Here is an 11972-nt window from a genome sequence, read left to right as displayed (position 1 = left end):
TTTGACTGCAAGTCCACGATGACATCCAACTCGATCCTCGCATTCTCCACTTTCCGCACCATGCCGAAGTGCCTCGGCGTCGCCGCGATCGCGCTTGGCCTGCTCGCGTCGAGCGCCGTGCACGCGCAAACCATCACGGCGGTATCGTCCGGCGGCTTCGCCGAAGCCTTCAAGACCCTCTCGGCGCGGTACAACGCGGGCAACACCGGCACGAAGGTGGAAACGTCGTTCGGACCCTCGATGGGGAAGACCGCCAACGCGATCCCCGCGCGCCTCGCACGAGGGGAGACCGTCGACGTCGTGATCATGGTGGGCGGCGCGCTCGACAAGCTGATGGAAAGCGGACAGCTGGAGCCGGGAAGCAAGGTGGTGCTGGCCAACTCCCGCATCGCCTGCGCGGTGCCTCAGGGCAAACCGAAGCCCGACTTGCGCACCGTTGCCTCGGTCCGGCAGGCCTTCCTCGATGCGCCTTCCATCGCATGGTCGGACAGCGCCAGCGGCGAATACATCCAGCACGAGATGCTCGCCCGGCTTGGCATCGAAGCGGAGGTCAAGAAGAAGGGCCGGCAGATTCCTGCCACGCCCGTCGGCGAGATCCTGGCCCGGGGTGAAGCCGCATTCGGCTGCCAGCAGCACAGCGAACTCCAGCCCGTCCATGGCATCGACATCGTGGGCGAGCTGCCGGACGAGCTGCAACGTGTCACGCCTTATGCGGCGGCCGTGGTCAAGCACAGCAAACATCCGGCAGCCTCGAAGGCCTTTATCAACTTCCTGGCGGCGCCCGCCAACGCGGCGACCATCGCGGAAACGGGCCTCGTGCCGGTGGCGAAAAAGTAAGGGGGCGGCGATACCTGCCGACGGCTAACTTTCGGCCCGCGAGCGAACGTTTCGTATCTGGCTGCGATGGCAGCCGATTCGACCCGCATCATTTTCCCGTCATAGAGACTTTTCTCTTTTAGCGGGGATGCCATGGGCAGGAATTCTGTCGATTCGACGACTCACGTACCGATGCAGGACCTGAATCGACCCGGTCCGTCTTCTGGCACGGCGCCGGCGATCGGTACGCATGAACGGCCGCGCACTAGCCGGACGCCAGCCAATGGCGCGCTCGCGGTCCTGCAGCCGCGGCCGGGTCCGGCCACGGCGCTCAGCGTGTACAGCCGGACGTCGGTCAGGCCGACCGAGGCGCATGCATGGGTGGACCCCACCGGCCGGCAACACGACGACACCGCGAGCGCCCCGCCCCTCACCGTGGGGCACCGCCGCAAAACGCTGGCAACGATCCCGGCGGGTCTCACCGAGAATCATCCCGCCGCGCACGCGGATGGACCGGGCACGGTGTTCGACGTCACCCCATTTTTCCCCGATGCGCCTGTCACGGCAAAGCCGGGGCGCCGCGCATCGCGAAGAGCGGCGAATGTGCCGACACCGACGCCATCCGCCATGTCCAATGCCGAGGCGCGAGGTCGTTTGCAAAGAGAACTCCAGACGCATCTGCATGGCCATGCCGGTGCGATTGCCGGCATGGCGCTGGCGGCCGCCTGCGAAGGCGACGCCAATCGCGCGCGGCAAGCCTTTACGGTGCTTCGCAGCGGCAGCGCCGCGAGCACAGACGAGCGTGCCCAGGCCGATGCTTTCGCCGCCGCCTGCCGCCTCAGCGCGACGGGCGTTGGCCTCGATATCCTGCAGAGCCTGCGCGCGAGTCAGCCATCGTCGTCGAAGGCGCCGGCGCTGTCCGAGGAACATGCGGCCATTCAGATGCAGGCCGACATGACCGCGCATCAGGCCGCCGAGCGCCTGCTTGCCGTCTGGCCGCATAACGTCTCGCGACCGAACTCGCTCGATGAGCTTGCGCATGTCTGCAACGCGCTGACCGGGCGGCTGTACACGGACGATCTCCACGGCGATTTGCGCGACGATTTCCAGCGCAGGGCGGAGATGGAAGAGACGTCCAGCCTCGTCGACAATACCGACGAAATCCGACTGGTCCGGGAACTCGTCAACAGCGGGCTGGCGGACGAACCGCTGGCCATGAAGGCCCTGCTGGCCGGCGTGATGCTACGCAAGAATCCGGGCATGGCGCTTCAGGGCGCCCATGCGGAGCTGGCCCTGCCGTATCTTGCCGCGCGCAACCAGATCTATGACGAACACACGCTCCAAGAAATCGGCGACCGGCTGTTCAAGATGCTCGAATACGCCGATCGCGCCGCCGCCGGTCCAACGGCGCAGGCCCGCGACGCCATCACGGGCAAGGGCAAGAACCCGCTGGCCGCGTTGAGCGGCGGGACGGGTGGGCAGCTTCTGCGCGAACCCGAGCCCGACTTCGACGGCGTCGCCGCCGCTGTCGGCAGGGTAACCGACGCCCTCGCGGCATCCATGGCGGGGCATCCGGCCGGCACGGACACCTCGCTAGCCGATTTCCGGAAGACCGTGCGCGTCGCCATCCTCGATCAATGGGTCAAGCAGATCGGCGAGAGTCACTGGCGCGACCGCACCAAGGTCTCGCTGAAAGCGGACTCTCCCGTCATGGCCCGGGTCGGCGAAATCCTGCACCTCGATGCGGATAGCGTGGCCGCGATGCGCCGGCGCGCCACGGCGGAGCTCGGTGCGAACATCGTGATGACGCCCGAACTGCTGCGCAATTGGGCGGCCGAGGCATTGCCGGAGGGGAGTGAGGAAGAGGCCAGGCTGATGGAAGCCGGGCTGGCTCACGTCGAACACATGCAAAACCGCGGCGACATTTTCCCTGCCCACGCCAGCGCCAACGATTACCTCATGGCCGTCCGCCGGTCTATCGCCCTGTCGCGCATGACGTACGGCGTGCGGAGCAACGAGCGGCGGGACCTCGGCATCAACTTCGCCATGAACTGGGTCGCCAACCGGAGCAAGACACCGGTGATACTCGCGGGACCCGCATTCCGCGCCACGCGCCGTGTCGGCGCCGACGTCTACGCCGGTTCCACCGCGTTGGCCGGCGCGCTGGAGATGACCACGCAACGGGGATTGACCGGCGCCTTAGGGGGTTCCGCTGTCTTCTCATGGTCCCCGACGAAGTGGTTTGGCGGGTCCGCCTCCGCGACGTTACTAGGGGTGACGGGCGAGCGCGCAAGCATCGAGGGGGCAGCCATACGCACCCGCTTACGGCCGCCGCCAGATACCGAGTCGTGGCGCACCACGCTGCTGGAAGCCTTCGATTCGATGTACGGCGTGAGGGTGCCGGCCGAGCCGGGTGGCGCGCCGGAGATCCGGCGGCCAGCAGACGCCCGGGCGTTGCTCGACAATCTGGCCTCGACGCACGCCAAGGCCCCCGATCTGTCGCTTGGGCGGGTGTCCGGCAGCAGCGTCAACATCGGCTCAGCGCTCACGGTCAGCGCCGCGGGACGCTTCAAGAGTCCGAAGACCAGTAACACGACACGGGGCGGCCCTGGTCTGAGCGTGACGCAGACCGTGAACTGGCTCACGCGGCGCACGGTGAATGACGACAACGGTGCGCTGCAAACGCGCGTGGTCAACCAGACGTCGAATACGAACACCAATGCGTCCGTCAACTTGAGCCTGAGTTTTCCTGGCGGCAGCAAACGGGGCAGCGCCGCGTTCACGCCTGTCAACCTGCTCAGCGCTTCCGCCATCACGTTCCCGATGTCGCGCGGCGGCACGCTGCGCTTCTCGATGGACAACGGCAAGGTGGCGTCGACCACGGCCTACGATACCGAGTTCGCGCGGCCAGACGACTTCAAGCGGTACGCAGACAGCCGGCGCGGCGAATGGTTGCGCTGGACACGTACCGAAGCCGACGACGCCGGCAAGGAGGCACTCACGCCCGAGGAACGCCTCGACGCGTACCTGCAGCGCGCAATGGACAACGCCGCGACCGGTCAACTGGTACTCGCCGAGCGGATCGTGATGCAGCCCGACGCCCGCGCGCGGATAGACGAGCTGCTGGCAGCGTTCGCCTATGCCGACGCCCTCCCACCGGATCAGCGCGACACACGCCGCGCCGAACTGCGCGGTGAGCTCGACACACTGGTCGGGAACGAGGAAAGCTGGGGTCCCCGGTTTCTCTACGTCAACGAGATCAACGGCGAGCGCACCGAGGCGGGTGTCAACTATCTGCTCAACGCGGCGGTGGCTCAGGAGGTCACCACGGCTCACCAGCTGAGCGCCTACCGGGCCGAACTCACCCTGCGCGAGAGGCCTGAGTGAGGACCGCGGTTGAGCGCCCACGCGCGCAGCCGCTCGGATACCCGTTTCTCGAGGATGGACGTCGATAGCGAAGCCACGACCAGCGCGATCGTCACGTAGATCGCCAGCAGGACGCCGCCTGGTAGTGCGCGCAGCATCTCGAAGCGCGGGGCGAATCGCGCGCAGAGGAAAAAGACGATCTTGTGGGACAGGTATAGCGAGAACGAAATCTCGCCAAGCCACAGCAGCCAACGCGCAATCCGCGGGCGCAGAGCCTTTTCGAACAGGGCCGCCGCGACGAACAGCGGCGCCAGTGTCATGCCCCAGCCCGTGAAGCCGTGGCCGAATTTAACGTGGCTGGCGAGTTGCCAGACCACGACCGCCGAGACGATCCCCATGACCATGGCGCTCAGTCTCCATGGCGGCGCAGGGTGCTCCCGGAGGTAGAGCCATCCGACCACGACGCCGAAGCCGAACTCCAGGATGATGGGGTTCGTGGCCATGTCGGCGAGGGCGCTGCCGAATATCGCGGCTCGGTAGGGGTTCAGGGCCGGTGCTACCCCGTTGGCCATGGGCACCAGAACCAGCAACACGGCGAAGGCGCCAGCCAGCATCCACCAGCGGGCCCTCCCAAACAGCATCGAGGCGGCGAACAGCAGATAGAACTGGATTTCGTAGTTCAGCGTCCATCCGACATTCAACGCCGCGTATCCATAAAAGGGCGGGGAAATAATCGAAAGCGGCAGGAAGAATATACTTTTTACAATATCGACCGCTGGTCCACCCGATATTCCACCATCCCGAATCATTAACCACACCAGCGTCCAAACCAGATATGCCGGCCAAATCCGACAAAACCGTTTGATCAGAAAATCGAGAACATCCCGGCCAGACCCCGCTCCCCATGTGGAGTAGATCATGATGAAACCGCTGATCATGAAAAAGAGGTCTACCCCAATCGCCCCGGATTCGAGGAAATTCCGTAGATAAAGGTGGGAATCCAGCGGTCCCAGGACGAAAGCGCCGTGGCTTGCCACAACGAGCAGAGCCGCGATACCCCGCAGCGCCTGAATGGTGCCGAGGGGCGTTTTGAGTGTGGCCGGGGGCGCCATATCACGCAGTTTCAATCAATCGAAACGACGATTATAACGACGCCGCCCGCAGCACGACCCTCCACGAACGGCATGCTCTGGTTTTAAATCCAATGCGATGGCCCGTATATGCTGACGGCGCCATCCGGACGATGTGCGGAATGCCCCCTATCAGGACCAGTGTCTGCCCGCACAGGTATCGGCCTCGGTGCATAGACTTCAGCAACATCAGGGTTCGCCATGCCAATCCCGGCTGGCGCAGGGGAGCCATCGTCTGTTGCGCTCCTCGCAACGGGAGACGTAATGCTAGCGTTGAACTACCGAGGACCGTATCGCGTTCGTGTGGCCCACAAGCAGGAGCCGCCGATCGAACATCCCCATGACGCGATCGTGCGTGTCACACGGGCGTGCATCTGCGGGTCCGACCTTCACCTTTACCATGGCCTCGTCCCCGACACCCGCGTGGGCACGACCTTCGGGCACGAGTTCACGGGGGTGGTGGAGGAGGTGGGCTCCGCGATCACCACGCTCAAGCCTGGCGACCATGTGCTCGTGCCGTTCAACATCTTCTGCGGCAGCTGCTACTTCTGCCAGAAGGAGTTGTACAGCAACTGCCACAACACGAACCCATGCGCCACCGCGGTGGGCGGCATCTACGGCTATTCCCATACCACCGGCGGATACGATGGCGGACAGGCCGAGTATGTCCGCGTCCCCATGGCGGATGTGGGCCCGATGGTCATCCCGCCCGACATCGATCCCGACGATGCCGTCCTGCTGACGGACGCTTGTCCCACGGGATATCAGGCCGCCGAGATGGGCGACATCCAGCAAGGCGAGACCGTCGTGGTGTTTGGCGCGGGGCCCGTCGGCATCTTCGCGGCCAAGTCGGCATGGCTGCTCGGTGCCGGCCGGGTCATCGTGGTCGACCATGTCGATTACCGCCTGGACTTCGTCCGCAAGTTCGCGCAATGCGAGGTCGTCAACTTCAGGTATGTGCGCGACATGGCCGTGCATATCAAGCGCATGACGGACTGGGTGGGTGCCGATGTCTGTATCGATGCCGTCGGCTGCGAGGCGGCCGGCAGCGCGGTGCAGCGGCTCACAGGCAGATTTCTGAAACTGCAGGCGGGGACTGCCACCGCGCTTCACTGGGCCATCAATTCGGTGCGCAAGGGCGGCAAGATATCGATCGTCGGTGTCTACGGCCCCACGTTCAATGCCGTGCCCATTGGCAATGCGCTGAACAAGGGCCTGACGCTCCGCATGAACCAGGCGAGCGTCAGGCGCTACGTGCCGCGATTGATCGAACACATCCGCGCGGGCCGGCTCAACCCGAAGGCGATCATCACGCATCGCATACCGCTGGAGGATGCATCCGACGCTTATCACATGTTTTCGTCGAAGCTTGACGAATGCATCAAGACGGTCCTCATTCCACCGCGCGCCCGGGCATGATCGCTCACCGCAACCCGCTACGGAGACAAGACAATGGCTGACGATCTGGTACCCACGGGCGCTGATGCGCGAGAGTCGACACCGCCGCAAGATGCCGGCAAGGTCTTTGTGTTACCGGCCAATCCCGTGCACAACGCGCGAGACCTGTCCGATGTGCTCGGATGGGGCGCGGATCTCGATCCGAAAGACCGCCCTGGCTATCCGCGCGAGCGCACGCCGCCTCGGGTGGAGGGCCCACCGCTCGACGAACTGGTGCCGCAGCCGCGACGCATCGTCGTGCACCATTCCGCCGAGCGCCCGGGAATCACCCCGATCTTCGGGACCTCGGCGCCGCCGACGGGCATCAGCGGCGCGCTACGCCATGCCGCCTTCCAGCTCAGCGAGAACGACGTCCGGCACTGGCTGCTCCTGATGTTCGCCGATCGCATCAACGTCGTGGAGGGAATCGCTGGCGATCTGAGCACCGGGCACATCCCGAACATCTTCGCGGAGATGGGATGGGCCGCGGAATGGAAATATAATCGCCCGCGTTTCCTGATGAAGATCGCGGTCGCGGGCGCCGTCGTGGGCGTGGCCTATCTGTTCCGCCGCAGAAGCCGGCACCGCTAGGGTGGCCCGGTCTGCTTTCTTGCCCCGTCGGCTTCATCTTTGTCGTTCGCCGCCGTTAACTTGAAGGTTGGCTATCCTCCCGCATGGCGAGTGCATGCGCCGGAGGTGTTTTTCCCGTGGGAGGATGGCTGTTTGGCGGGCATGTTACGAGCTGTCCTGACTCTTCATCGTGTTATCTCGCATTCACGCTAAGGCAGTTGCCCCTTGGGTCGGTCGCCATCCGGTGATCGTCGGTGTCCTCGGTACCTTGCTGACGCTCGTCGCGTTCGGCATCTCGGTGCTCACGCTCTGGTCCGCCCGCGACACCGCGCTGGTACATGCCCACGAGACGTCGAGAAACGTTGCGGCGGTGCTGGTCAACGACATTGCCCGGACCATGGACTCGTCGAATCAGTCGCTGCAGATGCTGATCGCGGCATTGGCCCGGGCGGGCATCCGGGCCATGGACCCGACGACCCGTCATGAAGTGCTGTTCAATGGGACGGCGGCGGCGAGGTACGTCACCGGCATGGGGGTGACGGACGATCGGGGGCAACTGATCGATGGCTGCTGCTCCAGCACGCACAAGTGGGACTTCAGCGATCGGGACTATTTCCGGATCCATCGAGCCGCGCGCGATGTGGGCCTATACGTGTCCGCCGCCTACCGCGCACGTTCGCGCGGCGGTGTCGAAGCGATCGCCCTGAGCCGGCGAATCGACCGCGACGACGGCGCCTTTGCAGGCGTGGCCGTCCTGGCGATCGACGTCGATTACTTCCGCCAGCTCCTTGCCCAGCTCGATGTCGGGCGCAGCGGCGTGACGGCGATCGTGCGTACCGACGGGAGCGTGATCGCCCGGAACCCTTCCTCGGCCGTCGTGCCGGCGTCCAACCTCAGGCAGTCGCCGACATTCCCGCGAATGGTCAACGAGCCATCCGGCTTCTACGAGGCCCGTTCGCCGATCGACGGCGTGGTGCGGCTCTACACGTATCGACGCGTGCCAGGGACGCCCTTCATCGCGGTGGTGGCGCCCGCCAAGGAGGAGGCACTGGCGTCCTGGGCGCGGCTTTGCTGGGGCGTCGGCAGCGCGTCATTCGCCATCAGCGTGGCCTTCTGCACCGTGGTCTGGTTGCTCTCGTTCGCGCTCAGAGACCGTGTTCGGGCGCAGGACCACCTGATGGAACTCACGCAGACGGATTCCCTCACGGGCCTCAGGAATCGCCGGGCACTGTCGACCGCGCTGGAAAGCGAATGGGCGCGACTGCAGCGTGACGACGGGTATCTGTCGGTGATTTTTGTCGATGCGGACAACTTCAAAGACTACAACGACCGGTTCGGCCACGCGACCGGGGACGACGCTCTCAGGCTGCTCGCGTCCCACCTCCTGCGCCATGCCAGACAACACAATGGCCTGGCCGCCCGCTATGGGGGAGAGGAGTTCGTGGTGGTCCTCCCGGACACCGGCGCATCCGACGGGTTGCGCATCGCGGAAGCCATCCGCCATGACGTGGAGCATCATCGCGCTTCGGCGCTCCCGCCGTTCACCGTCAGCATAGGGGGCGCCACCACGCGCGGGTCCTCGTCCGGCTCCATCGACAACCTGACCCGATCCGCGGACGACGCCCTCTATCAGGCCAAGAGAGAAGGCCGAAACCGCGTCATCTGGCGCAGCGTGCGCTGCGAAGACGCCTGCATCGCGGACATGAAATCGGCCGCCTAACGTGTATGGAGCAAGAAGTGAACGTAGAGAGCATCATGTCCCGGCGCCTCGCCACGGTCGGATTCGACGACACGCTGACGACCGTCAAGGAAATTTTCGATCAGGCGAACTTCCACCACCTGCTGGTGGTGGAGGACGGCAAGCTCCGCGGGGTGGTGTCGGACCGGGACCTGTTGCGCGCCATGAGCCCATTCATCGGCAGCAATGTCGAGAATGCCCGGGATCTCGCCACGCTGAACAAGCGCGTGCATCAGATCATGTCGCGTCAGCCATTGACGCTGCCGCCGGAAGCCACGATCTCGGATGCCATTGCGCTATTCCTCGCCAACAACATCTCGTGCATTCCCATCGTCGTGCCCACGTTCGAGCCCGTGGGGATCGTAAGCTGGCGCGATATCCTGCGCGCCATCGCCGATGACAAGACTGCCGATCCTGAACCGGCGGCGCTGGGAGGGCCCGTGGAACCGGAGGAGCCGGTCCAGCGATAAAGCGCGCGCTGGGAGAGTAGGGAGGCAATGCGCCCGGTGCCGCCCTCCCAGCGGAAGGGCGGGCCCAACCCTCGGCGGCTCAACCCTCCGTGGCTCAACCGTCGATACGGATCTGCACGCCGTTAGCAGAGTAGATCGGCGTCGCCTGGTAGCCATCCACCGCGACCGTGGTGAACTGGCCCTTGATGCTGCTGCCGGTCATCACGGCGATGGTGTCGCCGGCCCGAGGCTTGTAGCCGTCGGCAAACGCGATATGCAGCGTGCCGCCAACAATCGTGGTCAGGCCCGCGACCGTCATGCGCCCCTGACCGTTCGGCCCAATCCGCAGATCGAGCGTGGTGTTGGCCAGCATCGTGTACTTGCCCGCGATCGCGACGCTCTCCGGCGCGTTGATCACGACCGAGCCCGCACCGAGGTACACGTCGCCGGTACCGAAGGCCTTCGACGATGCGGCCTCGAGCACGCCGCCCGCCACCTTCGTGCCGCCCGAATAGGTGTTCGCGCCGCCGAGCTTCAGGGTACCCGTGCCGCTCAGCGTGAGATTGCCCGCGCCACCGATATCGTTGCGCCACGCGTCGCTGGCATGGAAGCCGCCCTTGCTGGCGTCCATCGCGACCACCACGTTGCCGTTAAAGGCGCCATAGCCATCGCCAGCGGCGAAAAGATTCAGGCGCCCCCAGCCTTCGGCGTCGTCCATGACCGGGTAGCCCGAAGCGATTTCCGTGGTCTTCAATACCACGCGGCGCTGGTCGGCGCTCAGGTACGGGAAGCGTGTCTCCAGCATGACCTCGGCCCCCTTGGGCACGACTGGCTCCGCCGTGGCCGAGGCGATCTTCGGCAGGCCGAACGTCATGCGGCGCAGGAAGTTGGCCTTGTTCGCCGCGTAGTCGGCAAACCGGTCGTTGGAGGCGTTGCCCGACTGCGCGAAGGCGCGGAACGTTGCCGCCGTCGTGCCTGTCGCCGCCATCAGCGCCGTATGCGCCTGGTTATAGGCCGATAGCTTGAGCGCCGCATTGGCGGGCGCGTTAAGGTTGGCGGCAGCGGAGGCAATGCCGAGCATCCGGCCGCCGATGACGTCCATCGGCGAATGCATGCCCGCCAGAATGCGGTTCTCGCCCAGCTCCATGCCGCGGCTCAGCATTTCCTGGAACCGCTCGGGCACGAGGTAGGCCATGACCACGGCATTGCGCAGCGCTTCGGCCGTATGGCCGCTGATAAAGCCGCCATCGGTCGTCGGATCCGGGCTGATGGCGGGCACGAGGGTCGGCGCCAGGATCACGCTGGTGCTCCAGCGATACGGCCGCGCGTATTTGTAGAACCGTTTGGCCGGCTCGGTCGAGGCATTGTCGCCGACCTTGTTCACCATCGTGATGACGTCACCGAACGTCGGGTTGCTGGCACCCGCCACACCGGTATTGTTGCCGCCGTCGTCGTACTTGACCGTGGTGGCATCGGCCGGAATGCTCGTGATCGTCGTGGTCTGCAGGGCCGCGGCTCGCCATGCGGCCGTCAGCGGACCCATGCCGTCCGTCACGCTGTAGTTCTTGCCTCGGCGGTCATCGTAGTAGGCGGCCTCCGCCTGCGCGGCCGTACGCCGGGTGGTGGCGTCGATGACGTACTGGATGTTCGCATTGTGCGCCACCGCGTTGGTCACCGAGCCGCCGGCGGTGCCGTCATTCGGCAGGCCGGTCCACGTGGATGCCACGACGGCAGGGAACGAGCCGTTCGCCGGCGCGGGCGCGCCGGCATCGACCAGACGCGTCAGCGGCTCCCAGACATCGAGGAAGCCCCGCACGACTCGCACGCCCGCGTTGGTATCCACGGTCGCATAACGCGCATCGCCACGCTGGTTGGTCGCGGCCGTGTCCACGAAGGGCACCGCGGACGCCCGCACGGGCGCGCTATCCACGAACCCGGCATCCGCCGGGGGTGCCGGCACGGCCAACGGCGTCGTCGCGGGCGCGCTCGCATTGCCATTGTCATCGCCGCCACCGCAGGCGCTCACCAGAAACATCGCGCAAGCGCCCGCGATGGCTCGTCTTTGGAAAGACATATCCGTTCCCCAGTCTCACAAGAACGCGGCACAAGGATCCGCGTATGGAAAAAGGGACGAATGTAGCGACGGAGTGTTTCGCGTTCGTGAATGTTCGCGGATGTGTGGAACGGTTGTGATGCCCCGTCCGTGGGAATGGCCCGGATTTGCTGCCTGCCATTGGTGACCCGGGCACGACGATGGTGCGTGCGACAGCTCGATTTGCCCGCATCGGGCTCGCGATAACCAAAGGTTTTCGCGATGAGAATTATCGATTTTGCACGGGTGTGGAATCCACGAATACTGTGCCCAAGGACGCAGCGGTACGCGCCTTGCTAGATGAAGTGGCCCGTCCGCTGGACGCGCGATGCGTTTCAGCGGTTCGCATCGGTGGATCGTATCAGTGGTTCATT

The 11972-nt window shown here is 65.2% G+C and carries 8 protein-coding genes; 6 read left to right on the top strand and 2 right to left on the bottom strand.

All coding sequences use genetic code 11. The features are described from left to right. The first annotated feature begins 18 nt into the window (after positions 1–18). Together KHP16_RS14270 and KHP16_RS14265 are read left to right on the top strand one after the other, a co-directional pair. Positions 19–837 (top strand): molybdate ABC transporter substrate-binding protein, encoded by an 819-nt coding sequence (locus KHP16_RS14270; protein WP_211960480.1) that lies wholly within the window; start codon positions 19–21, stop codon positions 835–837. 132 nt (positions 838–969) lie between these two features. Further along, positions 970–4203 (top strand): hypothetical protein, encoded by a 3234-nt coding sequence (locus KHP16_RS14265; RefSeq protein WP_211960479.1) that lies wholly within the window; start codon positions 970–972, stop codon positions 4201–4203. Here the strand turns inward: KHP16_RS14265 and KHP16_RS14260 are convergent. Beyond that, positions 4164–5309: an acyltransferase family protein gene (locus KHP16_RS14260; RefSeq protein ID WP_211960478.1), complete on the bottom strand. Its 1146-nt coding sequence runs from the start codon at positions 5307–5309 to the stop codon at positions 4164–4166. The two genes, KHP16_RS14265 and KHP16_RS14260, sit on opposite strands and share 40 nt — an antisense overlap. Positions 5310–5576: 267 nt before the next feature. On the opposite strand from KHP16_RS14260, the gene KHP16_RS14255 reads away from it, so the two are divergent. From KHP16_RS14255 to KHP16_RS14240, 4 genes are all read left to right on the top strand, one after another. Then, the gene (locus KHP16_RS14255; protein WP_115954721.1) at positions 5577–6731 is read left to right on the top strand and encodes a zinc-dependent alcohol dehydrogenase; all 1155 of its coding nucleotides are present in this window, start codon (positions 5577–5579) and stop codon (positions 6729–6731) included. A gap of 33 nt (positions 6732–6764) precedes the next feature. Beyond that, complete coding sequence (locus tag KHP16_RS14250) at positions 6765–7340, top strand: hypothetical protein (protein WP_244835802.1); 576 nt, start codon at positions 6765–6767, stop codon at positions 7338–7340. Between the two features lie 247 nt (positions 7341–7587). Beyond that, a complete protein-coding gene (locus KHP16_RS14245; RefSeq protein ID WP_244835801.1) occupies positions 7588–9039 on the top strand; it encodes a GGDEF domain-containing protein in 1452 nt (483 codons plus the stop codon). A gap of 17 nt (positions 9040–9056) precedes the next feature. After that, positions 9057–9527 carry a CBS domain-containing protein gene (locus tag KHP16_RS14240; protein ID WP_211960476.1) on the top strand — a complete coding sequence of 157 codons (471 nt, stop codon included), beginning with the start codon at positions 9057–9059 and terminating at the stop codon, positions 9525–9527. Positions 9528–9621: 94 nt separating this feature from the next. On the opposite strand, the gene KHP16_RS14235 is transcribed toward KHP16_RS14240, so the two are convergent. Continuing rightward, positions 9622–11580, bottom strand: coding sequence for a phosphatase PAP2 family protein (locus KHP16_RS14235; protein WP_244835800.1), 1959 nt, complete (start codon positions 11578–11580; stop codon positions 9622–9624). Positions 11581–11972 lie beyond the last annotated feature (392 nt).

It is taken from the genome of Cupriavidus plantarum, assembly GCF_905397285.1.
Taxonomy (GTDB): domain Bacteria; phylum Pseudomonadota; class Gammaproteobacteria; order Burkholderiales; family Burkholderiaceae; genus Cupriavidus; species Cupriavidus plantarum.
The sequence above is the reverse complement of the archived record's forward strand: the minus strand, read 5'-3'. Positions and strand labels throughout refer to the sequence as shown.